Origin of the sequence: Nocardia sp. NPDC051990 (genome assembly GCF_040680755.1) — a bacterium.
Taxonomy (GTDB): domain Bacteria; phylum Actinomycetota; class Actinomycetes; order Mycobacteriales; family Mycobacteriaceae; genus Nocardia.
The window spans coordinates 203,398-224,938 of record NZ_JBFAXH010000001.1; the positions used below are offsets into that span (position 1 = coordinate 203,398).

Below are 21,541 nucleotides of genomic sequence, written 5' to 3' on the forward strand. Positions count from 1 at the left end.
ATTCGCATTTGGCAGTGGCTCAGCCGAAGCAGTTGCCCTCACCGCGATAAGTGGGCACCGTCGTCCGCGTGCCGTCGCCATCGACCAGGTGGACGTGGCTGAACCGCTCACACAGCTCCCCCGCCTTGGCATGCCGGAACCACACCCGATCACCGATCCGCAGTTCGGCGGCCCCGGATAGGGGCGTCTGCACCTCGCCCGCACCCTCGGTGCCGAGCAGTTTCAAGCCGGTGGGCCACACCGGCTTCGGCACCCGCGACGCCCCGGTGGGACCGGAGGCGATGTAGCCGCTCGCGAAAACCGTTGCGATGGACGAGGTCGGCTTGCGCAGCACCGATGTGGCGAAGAACAGTGCGGGACGTGGGGTGAAGGCACGGTAGTGATCGAAGAGCGTCGGCACATACAGCCCGGAGCCAGCGGTCACCTCGGTGACATCTGGATCGGTGATGCTGACCTCGATCGACCCCGAACCACCGCTGTTGACGATCTCCAACTTGCCGACCACCGAGCGCACCGCGTCCAGAACCAGCCTGCGCCGCTTGCGGATTTCGGCCGCCGAAGCCCGCTTCACCAGACGCACAGCGATACTGGCGTCGGACAGCCCGGCTATCTGCGCCTCGTAGGTCATCACGCCGACCACGTCGAACCCACGCTGCACCGCCTCGCGCGCGAGCGCGGCGGCCTGTTCGGGGGTGCGCACCGGCGAGCGCCGAACACCCAGGTGCAGCGGCCCGATTCGCAGCGAGGCATCCACATCGAGACAGATCCGCGGCCGCACCAGATCGGTGCCGACCGCAGCGCGGATCAGGTCCAGCTGCGCGACATCGTCGACCATCAGCGCAATGGATCGACACAGGGTGTCATCGGTGGCGAGTTCAGCGAGCGCCGCGCGGTCGACGGTCGGATAGCCGAGCAGCACATCCCGCGCGCCGAGGCGGACCAGCCAGATCGCCTCGGCCAACGAGTAGGACATGATGCCCGCGAAGCCGCCGGATGCCGTGAGCCCGGTACCGAGCACCTCTTCGAGCACCGCGCGGCACCGCACCGACTTGCTTGCCACCCGGATGGGCACCCCACCCGAGCGTCGGACCAGGTCAGCCGCGTTGGCACGCAGCGCGGTCAGGTCGAGGGAAGCCAGCGGCGGGTCCAACTCGGCCGTGGCCGCATGCAGTGCGACAATCGGCGACATGTGAGTCACCAGACCCACTCAACCACCAAACTGGTCAAACGTCCAGTATTGCGCGTATCAGACTCGGTATTGCGCCTATCAGGCTTCGACGGCCCGGGTGGTCAGGCTGCTGACCAGGTCGTCGAGCACCACCAGCATCGTTTCGTCATTGCAGTCCGCGAGCCAGCGCAGCACCGCACCCTGCAGCACCGAGACCACATAGGCCGCGATGGCATCCACCGGCTCCAACCACTGCGTGCCCGACCGGTCAGCGCAGAGGTCCAGGAAGCTCGCGACCTCGGAGTCCATCTCTCGGAACAGGGCCGTGGCCGTCGGGTCGGCGACACATTCGGTCTGCGTCTCCCAACGTTCGGCCAACAGCTGCGCGGTCGCCTCGTATCGGCGGGCCTGCCTGGCCGGAGCGGCCTTGACCAGCGGCCAGTACGCGCTCACACCCGCATGCAACAGCACCCGAAGTGCTCGCACTCCGGTGAAATCGAGCGAGGCGGCAGCCTTCTCAACGGCCTCGCAGATGGTCGGCCGCAGCCGAACCACCGCTATTTCTCCACGTACGCTCAACGACGACTCCCTCGAGGAAAGAACTCGCGCACCTTCGGCGGCGCGGCGCGCTGAACACGAAAGGCGGCTCTCACGAATCCCCGCTAGGGAATTTCCTGGATGCCCCGTCCAACATTCATCAATGGTAGAGGGTTTCCGGGGTTTAAGAACGGGTTCAACGGGCATTTCCAGACTAGAAGAATGTTTTGTTACCCAAACGGAATGCCGCTGCGATCGACGGCGTCCGCCGGAATCGCCTCCCTGGGCGTCAGTCTCGCGTCTGCCCCAGCAAGAAGACCATCGACCAGACTACGGCCAAGGCGCCCCAACCTGCTGTGGCGGATCACACACTGACCCCGCAAACCGGACAGCAGACGGTTCCGTGCTCGATCCGCGATCGACATCGTGCCGACACCGAGACGTAGCTAGCCTGGATCGGTGACTCTCTCGCCCTCCGCCGACCAGTTCTATCTGACCGGCACGTTCAACTTCCGCGATCTCGGTGGGCTGCGCACCGTCGACGGCACGCGGATCCGCCCCGGCGTGCTATTGCGTTCGGCCCAACTGAGCGGTCTCGATCTGCCCGGACACGCGATCCTGCGCGAACTCGGCGTCACCGATGTTTTCGACCTGCGCGGACCGCGCGAGATCGAGCACATCGGCCACGATAATCTACCCGCGGGCGTGCGACTGAATGTCACGCCGTTCGACACCCGGATGGCCGAGGCGCCGCCACACGAAGCGCAAACCGACTCCGCGTTCCGGCACATGCTCGAGGTCTACCGCTACTTCCCGGCTCTGCCCGAGGCCAATACGGCGATCATCGCCATCGCCGAGACGATCGCCGACGGCGACGGCGCGGTACTGGTGCACTGCGCGGCGGGTAAGGACCGCACCGGCTGGGCGATCGCGACCCTGCTGCGCGCGGTCGCGGTCGGCGAGGCCGACGTGCTCGCCGACTTCCTGGCCAGCAACGCTGCCGTCCCCGCCCTGCGCGCCATGATGGCGTCGAAACTCACTGCGGGCGAGGGACTTTCCGTCGATATCCTCGGCGTGCACGAGGACTATCTGCGCATCGCGATGGATGCGGTGCACGAAGGTCACGGTGATTTCGAGACCTACCTGACCGCCATCGGATTCACCGCGGACCTGCGCGCGCGGCTGCGCGATCGCCTGCTCGAGTGAGTCACCCCGCCTGCGCCCGTTCGCGTCGGACCAGACCATCGGCATCGATGCTGACCTGATCGCCGGTGTGGAACCAACTTCCGGTGAAGCGGTCGGCGGTGGTTTCGGGATCGTTCCAGTAGCGGTGGGTGACATTCGGTCCGCGACACAGCAACTCGCCGTGTCCGGTCTGCGCCCGGGGCCCCCACAGCGCCAATTCGGTACCGCCGAAGGGGAATCCGAGCACTGGGTCCGCGCCGGGCACGGTATCGGTGTCGTCGTCGACGACCAGGCCGATGCCGCTGGTTTCGGTCGCACCCCAGACCGACCACTGCCGCGCCGCCGGGAACATATCCCGCAGGGTAGCGGCCAGATCCGTGGGTTCGGTGCGGTCGGCGGCACGTTCGCCGCGATGGCCTGCATTGCTGACCCGGAAGATACCCTCGGTACGCAGCCCCTCGGTGCGCAGCGCCGCGAGTTCGGGCAGCAGTCGGGCGAAGATGCGTGGTGTCGCGGAAACCATATCGATCCGTTCGGAGACAATGGTTTCCGCGAGACTGCGACTATCCGGCGCGAGCACAACCGTGCCGCCGACCGCGAAGGTTGGCAGCAGCTGGTCCACACAACCGCTGGCATGCGCCAGCGGTAACAGCACCAGATTGCGCAGCCCATCGGTCGGCAGATCCAGCGCCGCGACGACGGAACGGATCGCCGAGAGCAGATTTTCGTTGGTCAGCTCGACCCCCTTGGGCGCAACGGCGGCACCGGCCGGACAGGACCCGGTGCCGCTGGTGTAGCAGAGCAGCGCCAGATCACCAAGGGCCGCACCGTCATCGATGAAGGCGGCGCCGTCGGGCATTTCGTCGCTACCACCGCCGAGCACGAAATCGGTACTGCTGTCGGCGATCACCCGCTCAGCCACCGCAACGGGCAAACCGTCGTGCACCAGCACTGGGACCGCGCCGCTGAGCAGCGCCCCGAGGAATGCCTGTACCCACCGCGCGCCCGTCGGCATGTGGATGGCGACCCGGTCGCCATAGCCGATGCCACGTTCCTGCAGGCCACCCGCGATGCGGGAGGCGCAGTGCCACAGCTCCCGATAACTCAACCGTGGGCCACCGATCTCCACCACCGCTTCCCTGGTCGAGAAGGCATGCACCTGCAAATCCAATAGTTCGGTCAGCGCCGGAGTGAGGTTGCCGTAGCGCAGCACCCCGTCGGCGCCGCGGGCCAGCGGAGCGCCGCAAGCATGCCGACGGTTGATTGGATATTCGACCAGAAACTGCGACATGGGTCCTCCGCACGCGCCTCGAGCCTGCAGGCTCTTGCGACTATATGACGCGAGTCACATTTTCGCTGGCATAGGCGGTGAACTCGTTAACGCTCGTTCCAGTGCGGGGCTGTGTCCCGGCTGTCACCGGCCGGTGTAGGTCGCCTTCCCCGGTCCGACCTCCAGGAAGCTGCGCACTGCACCACGCAGATCCGCGGTGTCGAACAGCGCGCCGGATACCTCCGGCGTCACCGAATCCGCGTGCGCCACACCGCCGGAGCGCCACGCCTGGATGATCTGCTTGGTCGCGGCATGCGCCCGGGTCGGCCCCTGGGCCAGACGCTTCGTCAATTCCCTTGCGGCGGCGTCGACATCGTCGTGGATGGCGTTGACCACGCCCCATTCGGCCATGGTCGCGGCGTCGTAGAGGTCGGCGGTCATCACGAATTCGCGGGCGCGGCCGGAACCGGCACGCTCGGCCAGTCGCTGCGGACCGCCCATCGACGGCGTCAGACCGACGACCGTCTCCACCAGGCCGAATTTCGCCTTCGGCGCGGCCAGGATGATGTCGCAGGCCAGGGCTATTTCGAAGGCGGCGGTCAGGGTGAGGCCGTGCGCGGCGAAGACCACCGGACACGGCAGCGCCTCCAGCGGGTGGATGATCTGCGCGAACAGGGTGCGCCACAGCTCGGCGCCCCGCTCGACGGCTGCGGGAACGGCAGCCGACGGAGTCGGCGGGGTGGGTGCGACCAGCCCGTCGAAGACGTGCACGTCGACGCCACCGGAGACCAGCTTGCCCTCGGCCCGCAGCAGCAGAGCGCGCGGCGGGTTGGCCGATAGCTCGGCCAGATCCTCGATGAGCGCGTCGAACATCGACTGATCGAAGAGATTCAGCGGCGGTTTGGCCAAGGTGAGGGTCGCGACCTCGGCGCCGCCATCGGTGGTTTCCCGAGTCAGCCTGGTGGCCTTCGTATCACTCATTGGGCAAGACTAGGCTTATCGACCCCGCCGGCTTCGCCGCTGCCAGCCCCCGAGGCGTCGATCTGCCAGACTGAGTGAGTGACCAGGTCGGTATCGGAAAACGGTCCCAACATCGAACTCGGTGGGTTCAAGCGGGATACGAACTACATCACTAACCGCATCACTGCCGACGGCCGCGACGGATATCCGGTCGAGTCGGGCCGCTATCGGCTGGTCGCAGCGCGGGCCTGTCCATGGGCCAACCGCACCCTGATCGTGCGCAGGCTGCTGGGACTGGAAGACGTCATCTCGCTCGGGTTGTGCGGGCCGACGCACAACAGTCTCAGCTGGACCTTCGATCTGGATCCGGGTGGGGTGGATCCGGTGCTCGGCATCCCCCGGTTGCGGGACGCGTACCTTGCGCGCTTCCCGGACTATTCGCGCGGCATCACCGTCCCCGCGGTCGTGGACGTCCCCACCAGGCAGGTGGTGACCAACGACTACGCGCAGATCACGCTCGACTTCGCCACCGAATGGACCGCATTCCATCGCCCCGGCGCGCCGCAGCTGTATCCGCGCGAGCTGCGGGCCGAGATCGACGAGGTGAACCTGGCCGTTTTCCGGGATGTCAACAACGGCGTCTACCAGTGTGGATTCGCCGGAACGCAGGACGCGTACGAGGCGGCCTACGATCGGCTCTTCGCCCGGTTGGACCGGCTGTCCAAACGCCTCACCACCCAGCGCTACCTGGTGGGCGACACTATTACCGAGGCCGATGTGCGGCTGTTCACCACGCTGGTCCGCTTCGATCCGGTCTATCACGGCCATTTCAAGACCAACCGCTGCAAACTGACCGAAATGCCGGTGCTCTGGGCCTATGCGCGCGACCTCTACCAGACACCCGGATTCGGCGACACCATCGATTTCGACCAGATCAAAGCGCACTACTACCTGGTGCACACCGATATCAACCCGACGCAGATCGTGCCCAAGGGTCCGGAGCTGACCGACTGGCTGACCCCGCACGGCCGAGAAGCGCTGGGTGGCAGACCATTCGGCGACGGCACTGCGCCGCCACCGCCGCCGCTCACAGAACGGGTTCCCGCGCTGCGCGAACCAGCGTGATCCAACCGACACGCCGGGAACCCGGCCGACCGGGTACATCGTTGTCATGACGAGTTGATGGCGGTCGGTGCAATAAGGTCGTTGCGTACGGGCGGAAGAGGAGGATATCGCCGTGTTCAAAGGCACGTTCGAGAAGACGGTGGTCCAGCTACTCGATTCCGGGTCCCGCCTGCAGGCGCCCGCGGTCGCCAAGTATGTGGACCGGTTGCGGCGTTCGCATCCGTCGGAGAGTCCCGCGCAAATCATCGAGCGGCTGGAGAACCAGTACCTGCTCGCGGTCACCGGCAGCGGCGGTGCGATCGGCGCGGCGGCCGCGGTTCCCGGAGTCGGCACCATCGCGGCACTTGCGGCGGTCAGTGCCGAGACCACCTTCTTCATGGAGGCGTCCGCGGTATTCACGCTGGCCGTCGCGGCCGTGCACGGTATCTCCCCCGAGGACAAGGAGATGCGGCGGGCGCTGGTGCTCGCGGTCGTACTCGGGGAGAGCGGGATGGAGATCGTCGAGAAGACGGTCGGTCATTCGGCGAAGAACTGGGGCACGCTGTTCGCCAATAAGATTCCGGGCCTGGCGAGCATGAACGATTCGCTGGTCAAGCGATTCATCGTCCGCTTCATCACCAAGCGGGCCGCATTGATGGCCGGCAAGGTGGTGCCCGCCGGTATCGGCGCGGTGATCGGCGGCGTCGGCAACCGGGCGCTGGGTAAGACCACGATCAGCAACGCGCGCGGGGCATTCGGCCCCGCGCCGGTGACCTGGCCCGCCGATCGGCAGCTCATCATCGACGCCGATCCACTGCCCGCCTTGGATCCGGTCAAGCCGCAACTCCCGACCACGCCGCGATGAGCTCGAGCCGACCGCTCGCCTTCTCCGTTCGCGGCCTGACCAAGCGTTACAACCTGGTCACCGCGGTCGAAAACGTGAGCTTCACCGTGCCGTCCGGGACCACCGCCGCCCTGGTGGGTCCGGCGGGCGCGGGTAAGACGACGATTCTGCGCATCCTGCTCGGTCTGCTCCAACCGACCTCCGGAACCGCCGCGCTCGGCGGGCCGGACTCGCGGCGCAGCGGCGGATCCGCGGTTGTCGTCGGCGGCATGTTGCAGCCGCGTGGACTGCATCCGGCGCGTAGCGCACGTGATCATCTGCTGGTCTATGCGGCGGCCGTGGGTGTCGAGGACGCACGGGTCGACGACGTGATCCAGGTGGTCGGCCTCGGTGCATCGGCGAAGACGCGGGCGAGCGAGCTCTCGGCGGGAGCGCAGACCCGGCTGGCCCTGGCGACCGCGCTGCTCGGCGACCCGCAGCTGCTGATTCTCGACGAGCCCCTGGCCGGTCTCGACGCGGCCGAACGCGCCTGGCTGGTGGACTTCCTGCGCCGGCACGCACGCCGCGGTGGCTCGGCCCTGTTGTCCAGCGAAAGCCTGGCGAATGTGATTCCGATGGCCGACAACATCATTGTCGTCAGCGCGGGTTCGGTGGTGTATCAGGGCACGCCCGCCCGACTTCGGCGCGGCCACCCCGATCGTCTGGTCGTCGCCGCATCGACGCCGATCGCACTCGCGACCATGTTGGCCGCACAGGGCTTCACCGATGCGGTAATCCGTCCCGACGGTCGCCTGGCCATTGCCGAGGCAACCGAAACGCAGATCCACGCGGCGGCGACGGCGGCCGGTGTGCGTGTGGACGATATCGCCGTCGACCAGATCCACCCCGACCGCGTGCTCGCGTCATTGGTCAAACCGGCCCGCCCGCCCCGGCCCGCCCCCTACACCGGGATCGCACCGCAGCAACCGACTCCCCACGGGATTTCACGATGATCGCCGTTCTACCGCCGGACCTCGTTCCGGCCGTCAACTCCGAGGTCCGCAAGGTCAGCACGCTGCGCGCCAGCCGAATCCTCGCCGTCCTGCTCCCCGCGATCGCCCTCGTCGCGAGCGCGGTGACCGCACTGCTCGCCGGACCCGCCGATCCGAAGTCCGATCCGGCCACGGGCACGGCAACCATCGGGCTGTATATCGGTCTCGCCGCCGCGATCATGGTCGCCGGTGCCTTCGGCGCATTCGGTGCGGGTGCCGAATACCGTTACGCCACAATGTCATCCACCGCACTGTTCACCCGAGATCGGGACCGGCTCGCCGCCGCGAAATTCCTGGTCACCGCGGGTTTCGCGCTGGCAGCAACCGCCATTGTCGAACTCATCGCCTTCGCCTGCCTGCTCGGTTTCGGCCGCGGCAAATTCGACTTCGGACTGCACTTACTGGCCGTTCTCGGCGGCGGCCTCCTCGCCGCGGTGTGCTGGTCCCTGATCGGCGCCGGTCTGGGATTGCTGCTGCGCACGTCCACCACGGCGGTCGTTGCGATGTTCGGCTGGCTGGTGATCATCGAACCCTTGATCTGGGTTGTGGCCAAGGCGATCGGTCTGGCCGGGGTGGTCACCGTGCTCCCCGGATCCGCCACCGTCAGCACCGTCGCCGTCGGTTCCTTCAAGGACAGCGACTTCCTGGCCCCCACGCCCGCCGCCCTGGTTGTCCTCATCCTCTGGACCATCGCCGCCGCGGGTGGGGCCTGGTGGATGCTGCGCACCCGCGACATCTGATCCGACCCCGGCCGCGGGGAGCCAAGAGGCCACCGCCACCTCGATCCGGAGACCGAGGCATCGGTGCTGGTAGCAAGCCGATCTCTGGCGCGCGGCCGGACCACCGTCATGGGGGGCGCACCGACTTGGCACCGCCGCGCGAGCCGATCGAATTGCCGTCGTGGCACGCGAACGCATCGCCGAAATCGGCCCGCGCGACACCCTGCAGGCAGCCGATGGTCACTATGCCCAGCTCTGGGCGGCGGCCAGCGAACCGGGGGGAATATTCTCGGGTGAGGACGGGTCGTCATCTTTGGGATCGTGGTTGTCCGGTGGTCAGTCGGTCCGCTGATTTGCTGCTGGGCCTATCCTCAGAGGGGGCGCATCGGCGCGCATCCGCTGATCCCCGTGCCGGGCACGTCACAAACGTCGCAGCGCGAAGAACGAAATGAGGCGAACACCTGCTGTGAGCAGCTCAACTTCCCAGTTCGGACAGAACCAGTGGCTAGTCGATGAGATGTATCAAAAGTACAAACAGGATCCATCTTCCGTCGATGAAAGTTGGCACGAGTTCCTCGCCGATTACACGCCCGAAGTCACAGGTGATTCCGGTAACAGCGCCGCGCCCGCGGCCGCTCCCGCGCAGGTGGCCAACCCGGCTCCGGCCCCCGCGCCGGTGAACGCGGCCCCGGCCGCTGCGGCCCCCGCCCCGGTGAACGCGGCCCCCGCAGCGGCGGCGCCCGCGCCCGCCGCGCCCAAGCCTCCCGCGCCCGTCAAGCCCGCCACCCGCGCCCCGCAGACGACTCCTGCGCCGGCCTCGAATGCCGCGCCCACCTCCGGCGCGCCGAAGCCCGCAGATACCGCGACCGACGAGGCGAAGGTCCTGCGCGGCCCGGCCGCGGCCGTGGCCAAGAACATGTCCGCGTCGCTGGCCGTCCCGACCGCGACCAGCGTGCGCGCCATTCCGGCGAAGCTGATGATCGATAACCGCCTGGTCATCAACAACCATCTCGCCCGCACCCGCGGCGGCAAGATCTCCTTCACCCACCTGCTCGGCTACGCGATCGTGCAGGCGGTCAAGGCGTTCCCGAATCTGAACCGACACTTCGCCGAGATCGACGGCAAGCCCAACGCGATCACCCCCGCGCACACCAACCTCGGTCTGGCCATCGACCTGCAGGGTAAGGACGGCAACCGCTCGCTGGCCGTCGCGGCCATCAAGGGCTGCGAGACCATGACCTTCGGGCAGTTCCACACCGCCTACGAGGACGTCGTGCGCCGCGCCCGCGACGGCAAGCTCGGCATCGACGACATGACCGGCGTCACCATCTCGCTCACCAACCCGGGCACCATCGGCACCGTGCACTCGGTGCCGCGGCTGATGCCGGGCCAGGGTGCGATCATCGGCGCCGGCGCGATGGAGTATCCCGCCGAATTCCAGGGCATGAGCGACGAGCGCATCAACGAACTCGGCGTCGGCAAGCTGATGACCCTGACCTCGACCTACGACCACCGCATCATCCAGGGCGCGGAGTCCGGCGACTTCCTGCGGACCATCCACAACCTGCTGATCAGCGACGAGTTCTACGACGAGATCTTCCATGGCCTCGGCGTGCCCTACGAGCCGGTGCGCTGGCGCAAGGACGTCAAGGAACGCGGCGTCGACAAGAGCACTCGGGTGCTCGAGATGATCGCCGCCTACCGCAACCGCGGCCACCTGATGGCGGACACCGATCCGCTGCGGCTGGTCAAGGACAAGTTCCGCAGCCACCCGGACCTCGATGTCACCCAGCACGGCCTCACCCTCTGGGACCTGGACCGCACCTTCGATGTCGCGGGCTTCCACGGCCAGGAGCGGATGAAGCTGCGCGATGTGCTCTCGGTGCTGCGCGACGCCTACTGCCGCCACGTCGGTGTGGAGTACACCCACATCCTGGAAACCGAGCAGCTGCAGTGGATTCAGGATCGGGTCGAGCAGAAGCACGTCAAGCCGACTGTCGCACAGCAGAAGTACATTCTGAACCGGTTGAATGCGGCCGAGGCATTCGAAACCTTCCTGCAGACCAAATACGTCGGGCAGAAGCGCTTCTCGCTCGAGGGCGCCGAGGCCGTCATACCGATGATGGATGCCGTGATCGACCAGTCCGCCGAGCATTCGCTCGACGAGGTCGTCATCGGTATGCCGCACCGCGGTCGCCTCAATGTGCTCGCCAATATCGTCGGCAAGCCGTACTCGAAGATCTTCACCGAGTTCGAGGGCAATATGAACCCGGCGGCCACCCACGGCTCCGGCGACGTGAAGTACCACCTCGGCGCGCGCGGTACCTACCTGCAGATGTTCGGCGACAACGAGATCGAGGTCTCGCTCACCGCCAACCCCTCGCACCTGGAGGCGGTCGACCCGGTGCTCGAGGGTCTGGTACGCGCAAAGCAAGACCTTTTGGACAAGGGTGACGGGCCGGAGGGCTTCTCCGTCATGCCGCTGATGCTGCACGGTGACGCCGCGTTCGCGGGTCAGGGTGTGGTCGCGGAAACACTGAACCTGTCGGGGCTGCGCGGTTACCGCGTCGGCGGCACCATCCACATCGTGGTGAACAACCAGATCGGCTTCACCACCGCACCGGAGAACAGCCGCTCCACCGAATACTCCACCGACATCGCGAAATTCATCGGCGCGCCGATCTTCCACGTGAACGGTGACGACCCGGAGGCCTGCGACTGGGTGGCGCGTCTGGCGGTGGACTTCCGCCAGAAGTTCCGCAAGGACGTCGTGATCGACATGATCTGCTACCGGCGTCGCGGCCACAACGAGGGCGACGACCCGTCGATGACCCAGCCGTACATGTACGACGTCATCGACACCAAGCGCTCGGTGCGCAAGGCCTACACCGAGAGCCTGATCGGTCGTGGCGATATCTCGCTCAAAGAGGCCGAGGACGCGCTGCGTGACTACCAGGGCCAGCTGGAGCGGGTCTTCAATGAGGTTCGCGAGCTGGAGAAGTACGTCCCGGAGCCGAGCGAATCGGTCGAGGACGACCAGCAGGTGCCGACCACCATTCTGACCGCCGTCGACAAGACGGTGCTGCAGCGCATCGGTGACGCCTTCCTCAATGTGCCGGACGGCTTCAATGTGCACCCGCGCGTCAAGCCGGTGCTGGAGAAGCGGCGCGAAATGGCCTACGAGGGCAAGGTCGACTGGGCCTTCGCCGAACTGCTCGCCTTCGGCACGCTGATCGACGAGGGTCGCGCGGTGCGTCTGACCGGTCAGGACTCGCGTCGCGGCACCTTCACCCAGCGCCATTCGGTAATCATCGACCGCAAGACGGCCGAGGAGTACACCCCGCTGCACAACATCGGCAGTGCCAACCCGGGGTGGTTCGCGGTGCATGATTCGGCGCTGAGCGAATACGCCGCGGTCGGCTTCGAATACGGCTACTCGCTGGGCAACCCGGACGCACTTGTCCTGTGGGAGGCGCAGTTCGGTGACTTCGTGAACGGCGCGCAGTCCATCATCGACGAGTTCATCTCCTCCGGTGAGGCCAAGTGGGGTCAGCTGTCGGAGGTCGTGCTGCTGCTGCCGCACGGTCACGAGGGTCAGGGCCCGGACCACACCTCCGGTCGCATCGAGCGCTTCCTGCAGCTGTGTGCCGAGGGCTCGATGACGGTCGCCGTGCCGTCCACCCCGGCGAACTACTTCCACCTGCTGCGCCGTCACGCTCTCGACGGCATCCGCCGGCCGCTGATCGTCTTCACCCCGAAGTCGATGCTGCGCAATAAGGCCGTGGTCTCGGACCTGAAGGACTTCACCGAATCGAAGTTCCGCTCGGTCTTCGACGAGCCCACCTACGAACAGGGCGTCGGCGACCGCAACAAGGTCAAGCGCGTCCTGCTCACCAGCGGCAAGCTCTACTACGAGCTGGTCGCCGAAAAGTCCAAGCAGAAGCGCGAAGACGTCGCCATCGTTCGCATCGAGCAGCTCTATCCGCTGCCCAAGTTCCGTCTCAACGAGGCACTGGCGGGTTACCCGAATGCGACCGATATCGCCTGGGTCCAGGAAGAACCGGCCAACCAGGGCGCCTGGCCGTTCTTCGGCCTGAACCTCCCGGAACTCCTCCCGGAGCGCTTCACAAAGCTGCGCCGCATCTCCCGCCGCGCCATGTCCGCTCCGTCTTCGGGCTCGTCCAAGGTCCACGCCGTGGAGCAGGCCGAAATCGTCGCCGAGGCCTTCGAGCCGACCGCGTAGCTTTCGCATCGACCAGCGCCGGGCCGAATCCACTCTCTCCCAGAGTGATTCGGTCCGGCGTTGTTCTTACCCGGCTTCGGTCAGCCGCCTCCGCCCATGGCGAGTAGCGTCCGATACGCCGCCGCCGTACACAACGACACCGACTTCCGCACCATCCATAGAGCAGTACTCGAACTCCAGCAGATCCGAATCAAACCGGAGTAGCAACCACGCGGCGGCTAACCGCGAAGCGCGACGGCCAGTGCGGGATTCAGTGCAAGAGCCAGGGCGAGTAGAGATTCGACCAAAAGGTCGACCAACTGTTCGCGGGTGATGACTTCGTGGTGGAGCCAGGTGAGGGTGGTTTCCTCGACGAAGGCGATCCAGCCGCGCATGGCGAGGAGGAGGCGGGGGCGGTCGGTGACCGGAATATCGACGGGCACTTCGGTCAGGATGATGTCGATGATGGCGTTGCGGGTCTGGTCGACCAGCGGGAGTACCGCGGCACTCACACTGGCCGGGCCACGCAGCAGCGATACGTACGAATTGCGGTTCTCGGCGACGTACTCGATATACCGCTCGATCGAATCGCGCAGCATCTCGAAGACACCGAGCGAGCGGTCGGGCGCGATTCGGTCGAGTAGTTCGGCATTGGCGTGGCGGACGATCGCCAGTTGGAAGTCCTGTTTGGTCGGGAAGTAGTGGAAGAGCAGGCCGCGGGAGATCCCCGCCTCCTCCGCGATTTCGGTGATCGAGATGTCTTCGACGGCGCGGTCACCGAGCATCTTGGCGCCCAGGGTGATCAGTTGTCGACGGCGTTCTTCCGGGCTGAGCCGGGTGCGCTTGACCGTTTCTGCGGTGCCTCGACTACTCACGCGACCATCCTACTGAACGCTGGTCAATACTGTTGACTCATGCTCAGTAGCGCCGTAGTCTGCGTTATATGAGTCGCAAGGTTACAGACAAAGCTGTCGGCAACCGGCCAGCCCGCCACGTCAAGACCATCATCATCGGCAGCGGTTTCGCTGGTCTGGGCCTGGCGATCCGGTTGAGCAAGCAGGGCCGCAACGATTACCTCGTATTGGAACGCGGCAGCGATGTCGGTGGGACCTGGCGCGACAACACCTACCCGGGCGCGGCCTGCGATGTGCCGTCGCATCTGTACTCGTACTCGTTCGCGCTGAACCCGAACTGGTCGCGCTCGTTCTCGAAGCAGGGCGAGATCCAGCGGTACATCCAGGGCGTCGCGCGTGCGTACAACGTGCTCGACAAGCACCTGTTCAACTGCGATGTGACCGCGGCTCGCTGGAACAGCGCCACCAACCTGTGGCATATCGAATCGACCCAGGGCAGCTTCACCGCCAACACCGTGGTCTCCGCGGTCGGCGCGCTCTGCGAACCCGCACTCCCGGATATCAAGGGCATCAACGGTTTCGAAGGCCAGATCTTCCACTCCGCCCGCTGGAACCACGACGCCGATCTAGCCGGCAAGCGCGTCGCCATCATCGGCACCGGCGCCTCGGCCATCCAGATCGTGCCGTCCATCGCCCCGCAGGTCGCCCACCTGGACGTCTACCAGCGCACCGCGCCCTGGCTCCTGCCCCGCATGGACCGCCCGTACACCCTGCCGGAGCGCCTCGCCTTCCGGCACATCCCGGGCTTGCAGCGGCTATCCCGCGCGGCCATCTATGCCGCCCGCGAAACCCAGGTCGTCGGCCTCGCCAAGGTGCCGGCACTGATGCAAGCCTTCGAACTGATCGCCAAGGCCAAGCTGCAGTTGGAGATCCGCGATCCGGAGCTGCGCGCGAAGGTCACCCCGAACTTCCGGATCGGCTGCAAGCGCATGCTGATCTCCAACGACTATTATCCAGCGCTGAGCCGCCCCAATGTGGACGTGGTCAGCGACGGGATTGCCGAGGTGCGCGCGAATTCCATCGTCACCAAGGACGGCACCGAGCGCGAAATCGACGCACTCATCGTCGCGACCGGCTTCCATGTCACGGATTCACCGACCTACAACGCCATCTCGGGCAAGGACGGTCGCACGCTGGCAGAGGTATTCGACGAGATCGGCCAGCAGGGCTACAAGGGTTCGGCTGTCGCCAGCTTCCCCAATATGTTCTTCCTGCTCGGCCCGAATGTCGGCCTCGGCCACACCTCGATGGTGTACATGATCGAATCGCAGATCAACTACATTGCCGACGCCCTGGCCACCATCGATCGCCTCGGCCTGCGCACGATCGAGGTGAGGCGCGCCATCCAGGACGCCTACAACAAGGACCTGCAGGCCAAACTGGTGAAGAGCGTGTGGAATACCGGCGGCTGCGCCAGCTGGTACCTGGACAAGCATGGCAACAACACCACGCTGTGGCCGGACTTCACTTTCGAATTCCGCAGGCTGACCAAGAATTTCGATGTCTCCGCCTATGCGACGACGGCCGTCGACACCTCCCGAAACGATCTGAAAGTGGTGGCACAGTGAATGCAGCATCGCGAAGCGATTCCGTGCGGGGTGGCGGTCGGGCGACGGGTGGGCGCAATGACGCTTACTTCAAAGGCAAAGTCTGTGTGATCACCGGGGCGGGTTCCGGCATCGGCCGCGCCCTTGCGGAAAATCTGGCCGGACGCGGCGCCGAACTCGCGCTCTCCGACATCGATACCGACGGGCTGGCCGAGACGGTCCGACGCTGCGAGGCGTACGGGGCCAAGATCAAATCCGACCGGTTGAATGTGGCCGAGCGCGAAGCGGTGCTGCTGTACGCCGACGCAGTGAAAGCGCACTTCGGCAGGGTGCACCAGATCTACAACAACGCGGGCATCGCCTACCACGGCGACGTGATCCGCTCGGAGTTCAAGGACATCGAGCGCATCATGGACGTAGACTTCTGGGGTGTCGTCAATGGCACCAAGGCCTTCCTGCCGCTGCTGATCGAATCCGGCGAGGGCCACGTCGTCAATGTCTCCAGCCTGTTCGGCCTCATCGCGGTGCCCGGCCAGAGCGCTTATAACGCAGCCAAATTCGCGGTGCGCGGATTCACCGAAGCGCTGCGCCAGGAGATGCTGGTCGGCAAGCATCCGGTCAAGGTCACGTGCGTGCATCCCGGCGGTATCAAGACCGCGGTCGCCCGCAATGCCACCTACGCCGATGGCATCGACAGCCACAGTGCCGCATCGCTGTTCGACAAGAAGCTGGCCATTCACACGCCGGAAATGGCCGCGCAGACCATTACCGAGGGTGTCCGCAAGGGACACGGCCGCGTGCTGATCGGCTGGGAGGCCAAACTGCTCGACCTGTTCGTCCGGGTCACCGCCTCCGGCTACCAGCGCATCGCCGCCGCGGTGAACGGTGGCATCCTGCCCTGAACCGCGCTGCCCAAGCGCGGGAATCGAGGAAAACCCATGCGTGACATCAATATTCCGCTACCCATTGCGCGGACGCTGCTGAGCCCGATCTTCCGGGTCACGCTGAACGCGCGGTTGCCCTGGCAGGTGCAGCGGGTGCTGCTCGATATCGGTTCGCGCGCACAGTTCCTGCCATCGGGCACGATCGTGCACCCGCTCCGGCTCGGCGGCCGACCCGCCGAACGGATCACCGCGCGCTCGGCCGGGCCGAACCTGAACGCCGGCGCCGTGCTTTACCTACACGGCGGCGGCTATGCGGTCGGATCACTTGCGACACACCGCTCGCTGGCCGCCCGGCTGGCTCACGAAACCGGCTGCGCCGTCTATGTTCTCGACTACCGACTGGCACCGGAGCACCCGTACCCGGCCGGACTGGAGGACGCCGAATCGGCCTTCCTGGAGTTGACCGGAAGTATCGGCTACCGCCCCGAACAGATTGCGCTGTCTGGTGATTCGGCGGGCGGCGGACTATCGCTCGCCACCGCACAGCGGCTCATCGCCGAACACGGGTACACCCCGGCCGCGCTCGGCCTGATCGCGCCGTGGGTGGATCCGAATCAGGTCCCGGACAAGTTCCGAGATCTGGTGATCAACCGACCGTGGTCGCGCGCATGCGCCGCGGCCTATCTCGGTACCGGGGACGGCACGGATACCGGCTACGCACCGCTGCACGGCGAACTGCGGGGTTTGCCGCCGACATATGTACAGGTCGATGTCAGCGAGTTGCTGCATACGCAATGTGCCGATCTCGTTACGGCACTGCGGGCAGCGGGCGTTCATACCTGGCTCGCTGAGAGCAAGGGGCTATGGCATGTCGCGCAACTGCAGGCCGCACTCGTCGGTCCCGCAGCGGCGGCGCTGACCGAACTGGCCGTTTTCCTGCGAGAAGCGGTCCAACCGGTCGCAATGCGCGACCTAGGATAGGGCTGCGAGCAGGCCGAGCTGACGTCCCGGTCACAGGTGTCGTAGATTACTGGCGAGTAAACCCACGTGGAAGGGCACTGATGCGAGAGTTCGAAGTCCCAGCTTCCTACACCATCCCGGAAGACGCGAACAATTCCGATAACGTCTTCCGGCACGCCGAGCAGTCACCCGGCGCAGTGCTGTTCAACGTCACCAATGGTGCCGGTTGGCGGGAAATCAAGGCCGCGGAATTCGCGAGAGCGGTCACCGATGTGGCCAAGGGCCTCATCGCCTCCGGTCTCGAACTCGGCGATCGCGTCGCCATCATGGCCCCGACCCGCTACGAGTGGGTGCTACTCGACTTCGCCGTCTGGGCCGCCGGTGGCTGCACTGTCGCCATCTACGACAGCTCGGCCGCCGAGCAGGCCAAGTGGATTCTGCAGGACTCCGCCACCAAGCTGCTGGTGGTCGACAGCGATAGGCACCGCAAGGTCATCGATGAGATCGAGGCGGGTACGCTGCCGGATCTCGAGGAGACCCTGCAGATCGACAAGGGCGCCGTCGACGACCTGATCGCGCGCGGCGCCGACCTCGACGATGAGATCGTGCACGCGCGCCGTGCCGAGGTCAATGCCAAGTCCCCGGCCACCCTGATCTATACCTCGGGCACCACTGGCCGCCCCAAGGGCGTCATGCTCTCGCATTCGAATCTGTACGCGGAGTCGAAGTCCGACCGGATCGCGCTGAACAGGTACGTTGCCGAGGGCAAGAAGACGCTGATGTTCCTGCCGCTGGCGCACGTCTTCGCGCGTGCCGTCACGCTGGCCGCATTCGACGCCAAGGTGATCGTCGCGTTCACTGCCGACTGGTCCACCCTGGTCGAACAGTTCGGCAGCTACCGCCCGCACTTCATCCTCGCGGTGCCTCGCGTCTTCGAGAAGGTGTTCAACAGCGCCAAGCAGAAGGCACACGACGGTGGCAAGGGCAAGATCTTCGACGCGGCCGCCGGGACCGCCATCGCCTACAGCCAGGCCCTCGACAACGGTGGGCCCGGCCTGGTGCTCACGCTCAAGCACACGCTGTTCGACAAGCTCGTCTACAGCAAGCTGCGGGTCGCGCTCGGCGGTCAGTGTGAGGCCGCGGTCTCCGGCGGCGGACCGCTCGGCGCGCGCCTCGGCCACTTCTTTCGCGGCGTCGGCGTCACCATCTACGAGGGCTACGGCCTCACCGAGACCACCGCGGCCATCACCGTGAACACCCCCGGCAATATTCGGGTCGGCACCGTCGGCAAGCCGATCGAGGGCCATGCGGTGAAGATCGCCGAAGACGGCGAACTGCTGCTGCGCGGATCGGTTGTCTTCAATGGTTACTGGGGTAATGCCGAGGCCACCGAGGATGCGTTCACGGACGGCTGGTTCAAGTCCGGCGACCTGGGCGCCATCGACGGCGACGGGTACGTCACCATCACCGGGCGCAAGAAGGAAATCATCGTCACCGCGGGCGGTAAAAACGTCTCCCCGGGACTGATGGAGGATTCGCTGCGGGCCCATCCGCTGATCAGCCAGGTCATGGTGGTCGGCGACGGTCAGCCCTTCGTCGGTGCGCTGATCACCCTCGATCCGGAAGCGCTGCCGGGCTGGAAGGAACGCAATAATCTGCCCGTCGAGACCCCGATCGAGCAGGTGATCGAGAATCCGGCGCTGGTCGCGGAGATCAACGCCGCGGTCGCCGAGACCAATAAGAAGGTCTCGCATGCCGAGGCGATCAAGAAGATCCGCATCCTGCCCGTCGACTGGACGCAGGAGACCGGTGAGCTGACGCCGAAGATGTCGCTGAAGCGGGCCGTGGTGATGAAGCAGTACGCGTCCGAGGTCGAGAAGATCTACAGCTGACGCTGGTTGTGCGAGGCGCCGTCCGCGGATTGCGGGCGGCGCCTTTGTGTTTCACAGATAGCGCTCACTGCCGCACGCTGCGAGCGTCCCGGAAATCGGCGATCAGCGGTGCGATCTCGGTCAGATGCGTCTCCCGAGCGAAGTGGCCTGGATCGAAGACGTGCAGCTCGGCGTCGGGCAGATCGGCGAGGTAGGGCATGCGCAGCCAATGCTGCCATTGCGCGGCCGATGACTGTCCTGCTGTTCCTGCGCCTGCATCCGCGCCGTCGCTGGTGCGCATCGGAACGATGCGGTAACCGGGTTCGCGTCGCGCGGTACTACCAGCGGCACAAGTCCGCGGACTGATGCTTACGTCACCGATTGGTCATACTTCCCGACCGCGCCCGGCAGTAGGCTCGGACCATGGCTGAACTGCGCTTTCGGGTGGCGGCGGGGATTGTCTCGGCTGGTCTGGCACTCGGGGTGGCCGAACTCGTCGCCGCCGTCACCGGCCCCGACAGCGCACCCACGAACGCCCTCGGCTCGACCGTCATCGACCACACCCCGGACGGCCTGCGCGAATGGGTCATCCAAACCTTCGGCACCAATGACAAGACCTTGTTATTCGCCTGCATGGCACTCATGGCCGTACTGGTCGCCGGATTCATCGGAGCCATCGAACGAAAAGAGCAGCCCCGAGGATCCTGGCTCTTTGCCGCCCTCGGCCTGCTCACTGTTGCCATCACCATCGGCCGTACCGGATTCTCCGCCGCCTGGCCCACCATAATCGGCGTCGCCGCAGGCATTTACGCCCTCCGCACCCTGACCAACCGCATCGACGAAGCGGCGGCCGTCGCGCATGCCCCTACCCGAGTGGGCGCTAGACCGGAAGCCGCACCCAGCAGCGACACAATGAGCCGGCCGCAAACCCCGGCCCCGAGTTCGGCCCAGCCCGCAACGCCGAAAACCGCTGCTACTGAAGCTGACTCAGCCAGTTCGAGGGCTCCGACCACACCCGGGACGACCAGACCTGCGACCCAGGAACCTATGGTTGATGCGGCCGGATCTGTTGCCGGGCCGCAGCGGCGACAGGTGTTGTGGGGCATCGTGATAACGGGTGGGTTGGGGTTGCTCAGCGGGGTGGGTGGGCGGCTCATCGGGGCACAGCGGCGGGATGTTTCCGGTGAGCGGGCCGCGATTCAGTTGCCGGAGCCGAGTGGGCCAGCGGTTTCGCTCGCACCGGATGCGGATTTGAAGCTGCCGGGGCTGACGCCGTATCTGACGTCCAACAGCGACTTCTATCGGATCGATACCGCACTGATCGTGCCGCAGGTATCCGTTGACGATTGGTCCTTACGGATCCACGGGATGGTGGATCGCGAAATCCAGCTCAGCTGGGGCGATCTCGCCAAGCGCACACCGGTCGAAACCTTGGTGACGCTGGCGTGTGTATCGAATCCGGTCGGCGGCGATCTGATCGGCAACGCGAGCTGGCGCGGCTACCGCCTGGATGAACTACTCGCCGAGGCCGGACCGCATCCGGACGCCGATATGGTCCTGTCGCACAGCATCGACGGTTTCACCGCGGGCAGCCCGCTGGCCGTACTCACCGATGGCCGCGATGCGCTGCTCGCCGTCGGCATGAACGGCGAGCCCCTCCCGGTCGTACACGGCTATCCGGCCCGACTGGTCGTCCCCGGCCTCTACGGATACGTCTCCGCCACCAAATGGGTGACCGAACTGGAGATCACCCGCTTCGATCGCGCTACCGCCTACTGGACCCGCCGCGGCTGGTCCGCCTACGGCCCTATCAAAACCGGCGCTCGCATCGACACCCCGCGCGCCCGCGCCAAACTGCAACCAGGCAGCACCGCGATCGCCGGCGTCGCCTGGGCCCAACATCGCGGCATCCGAGCCGTAGAAGTCCAGATCGACGACGGCCCATGGCAACCCGCCCGGCTGTCCACCGAACAATCCATCGACACCTGGCGCCAATGGGTCTACAACTGGAACGCCACCCCCGGCCCGCACACCATCCGGGCCCGCGCCACCGACGGCACCGGCGAAACCCAAACCGAAGCCCGCGCCCCCGTAGTCCCCGACGGCGCCACCGGATACCCCACCACTACAGTCACCGTCGGCTGAGCGAACGACAGGATCGGACCAGGTAATCGGCGTTGTTCCCGCGACCTGCAGCCGAATCCCAAGGAGTGCACATGTCCGGCATCTTCGACTGGGCGAGATCCGAGAACTTGCAGCCCGAGCCGATCACTCTGGAGATCTGGCGGAAGCTGCCGGAGGATTTCTGCCGCCAGGCCAGCCGAG

At 66.0% G+C, this 21,541-nt stretch carries 19 protein-coding genes; 13 read left to right on the top strand and 6 right to left on the bottom strand.

Going from position 1 to position 21,541, the window contains the following annotated elements; genetic code table 11:
• Positions 1-19: 19 nt before the first annotated feature.
• A complete protein-coding gene (locus tag AB0L63_RS00950; protein WP_364493928.1) occupies positions 20-1,189 on the bottom strand; it encodes an amino acid deaminase/aldolase in 1,170 nt (389 codons plus the stop codon).
• 78 nt (positions 1,190-1,267) lie between these two features.
• Positions 1,268-1,747 carry a TetR family transcriptional regulator gene (locus AB0L63_RS00955; RefSeq protein WP_364492889.1) on the bottom strand — a complete coding sequence of 160 codons (480 nt, stop codon included), beginning with the start codon at positions 1,745-1,747 and terminating at the stop codon, positions 1,268-1,270.
• A 417-nt stretch (positions 1,748-2,164) separates the two neighbouring features.
• On the opposite strand from AB0L63_RS00955, the gene AB0L63_RS00960 reads away from it, so the two are divergent.
• The gene (locus AB0L63_RS00960; RefSeq protein ID WP_364492891.1) at positions 2,165-2,911 is read left to right on the top strand and encodes a tyrosine-protein phosphatase; all 747 of its coding nucleotides are present in this window, start codon (positions 2,165-2,167) and stop codon (positions 2,909-2,911) included.
• Between the two features lies 1 nt (position 2,912).
• On the opposite strand, the gene AB0L63_RS00965 is transcribed toward AB0L63_RS00960, so the two are convergent.
• Together AB0L63_RS00965 and AB0L63_RS00970 are read right to left on the bottom strand one after the other, a co-directional pair.
• A complete protein-coding gene (locus AB0L63_RS00965) occupies positions 2,913-4,181 on the bottom strand; it encodes an AMP-binding protein (protein ID WP_364492893.1) in 1,269 nt (422 codons plus the stop codon).
• A 123-nt stretch (positions 4,182-4,304) separates the two neighbouring features.
• Entirely contained in the window at positions 4,305-5,141 is an 837-nt protein-coding gene (locus tag AB0L63_RS00970; protein WP_364492895.1) for an enoyl-CoA hydratase/isomerase family protein, read from the bottom strand.
• A 78-nt stretch (positions 5,142-5,219) separates the two neighbouring features.
• Between AB0L63_RS00970 and AB0L63_RS00975 the strand changes: the two genes are divergently transcribed.
• The 6 genes from AB0L63_RS00975 to AB0L63_RS01000 all read left to right on the top strand — a co-directional run bounded on the left by AB0L63_RS00975 (position 5,220) and on the right by AB0L63_RS01000 (position 13,061).
• Positions 5,220-6,245: a glutathione S-transferase C-terminal domain-containing protein gene (locus tag AB0L63_RS00975; RefSeq protein WP_364492896.1), complete on the top strand. Its 1,026-nt coding sequence runs from the start codon at positions 5,220-5,222 to the stop codon at positions 6,243-6,245.
• 112 nt (positions 6,246-6,357) lie between these two features.
• Positions 6,358-7,089, top strand: a complete 732-nt coding sequence (locus tag AB0L63_RS00980) for a hypothetical protein (RefSeq protein ID WP_364492898.1) — start codon at positions 6,358-6,360, stop codon at positions 7,087-7,089.
• The gene (locus AB0L63_RS00985; RefSeq protein ID WP_364492900.1) at positions 7,086-8,060 is read left to right on the top strand and encodes an ATP-binding cassette domain-containing protein; all 975 of its coding nucleotides are present in this window, start codon (positions 7,086-7,088) and stop codon (positions 8,058-8,060) included. Before AB0L63_RS00980 ends, AB0L63_RS00985 begins: the two co-directional genes overlap by 4 nt.
• Positions 8,057-8,839 carry an ABC transporter permease gene (locus AB0L63_RS00990; RefSeq protein WP_364492902.1) on the top strand — a complete coding sequence of 261 codons (783 nt, stop codon included), beginning with the start codon at positions 8,057-8,059 and terminating at the stop codon, positions 8,837-8,839. Before AB0L63_RS00985 ends, AB0L63_RS00990 begins: the two co-directional genes overlap by 4 nt.
• A 160-nt stretch (positions 8,840-8,999) precedes the next feature.
• Entirely contained in the window at positions 9,000-9,170 is a 171-nt protein-coding gene (locus AB0L63_RS00995) for a hypothetical protein (protein ID WP_364492904.1), read from the top strand.
• 96 nt (positions 9,171-9,266) lie between these two features.
• Positions 9,267-13,061, top strand: coding sequence for a multifunctional oxoglutarate decarboxylase/oxoglutarate dehydrogenase thiamine pyrophosphate-binding subunit/dihydrolipoyllysine-residue succinyltransferase subunit (locus AB0L63_RS01000; protein WP_364492906.1), 3,795 nt, complete (start codon positions 9,267-9,269; stop codon positions 13,059-13,061).
• Positions 13,062-13,279: 218 nt separating this feature from the next.
• On the opposite strand, the gene AB0L63_RS01005 is transcribed toward AB0L63_RS01000, so the two are convergent.
• Positions 13,280-13,915, bottom strand: a complete 636-nt coding sequence (locus tag AB0L63_RS01005; RefSeq protein WP_364492908.1) for a TetR/AcrR family transcriptional regulator — start codon at positions 13,913-13,915, stop codon at positions 13,280-13,282.
• 68 nt (positions 13,916-13,983) lie between these two features.
• Here AB0L63_RS01005 and AB0L63_RS01010 point away from each other — a divergent pair, with 68 nt between their 5' ends.
• From AB0L63_RS01010 to AB0L63_RS01025, 4 genes are all read left to right on the top strand, one after another.
• Entirely contained in the window at positions 13,984-15,522 is a 1,539-nt protein-coding gene (locus AB0L63_RS01010) for an NAD(P)/FAD-dependent oxidoreductase (RefSeq protein ID WP_364492910.1), read from the top strand.
• A gap of 23 nt (positions 15,523-15,545) precedes the next feature.
• Positions 15,546-16,403 (top strand): SDR family NAD(P)-dependent oxidoreductase, encoded by an 858-nt coding sequence (locus AB0L63_RS01015; protein WP_364493930.1) that lies wholly within the window; start codon positions 15,546-15,548, stop codon positions 16,401-16,403.
• A gap of 36 nt (positions 16,404-16,439) precedes the next feature.
• The gene (locus AB0L63_RS01020) at positions 16,440-17,366 is read left to right on the top strand and encodes an alpha/beta hydrolase (protein ID WP_364492912.1); all 927 of its coding nucleotides are present in this window, start codon (positions 16,440-16,442) and stop codon (positions 17,364-17,366) included.
• An 80-nt stretch (positions 17,367-17,446) separates the two neighbouring features.
• A complete protein-coding gene (locus AB0L63_RS01025) occupies positions 17,447-19,237 on the top strand; it encodes a long-chain fatty acid--CoA ligase (protein ID WP_364492914.1) in 1,791 nt (596 codons plus the stop codon).
• A gap of 64 nt (positions 19,238-19,301) precedes the next feature.
• On the opposite strand, the gene AB0L63_RS01030 is transcribed toward AB0L63_RS01025, so the two are convergent.
• Positions 19,302-19,517: a hypothetical protein gene (locus tag AB0L63_RS01030; RefSeq protein WP_364494049.1), complete on the bottom strand. Its 216-nt coding sequence runs from the start codon at positions 19,515-19,517 to the stop codon at positions 19,302-19,304.
• On the opposite strand from AB0L63_RS01030, the gene AB0L63_RS01035 reads away from it, so the two are divergent.
• Both AB0L63_RS01035 and AB0L63_RS01040 read left to right on the top strand, forming a co-directional pair.
• Positions 19,466-19,582 (top strand): CGNR zinc finger domain-containing protein, encoded by a 117-nt coding sequence (locus AB0L63_RS01035; protein ID WP_364492916.1) that lies wholly within the window; start codon positions 19,466-19,468, stop codon positions 19,580-19,582. The two genes, AB0L63_RS01030 and AB0L63_RS01035, sit on opposite strands and share 52 nt — an antisense overlap.
• Before the next feature lie 57 nt (positions 19,583-19,639).
• Positions 19,640-21,361 carry a molybdopterin-dependent oxidoreductase gene (locus tag AB0L63_RS01040; protein WP_364492918.1) on the top strand — a complete coding sequence of 574 codons (1,722 nt, stop codon included), beginning with the start codon at positions 19,640-19,642 and terminating at the stop codon, positions 21,359-21,361.
• Positions 21,362-21,541 lie beyond the last annotated feature (180 nt).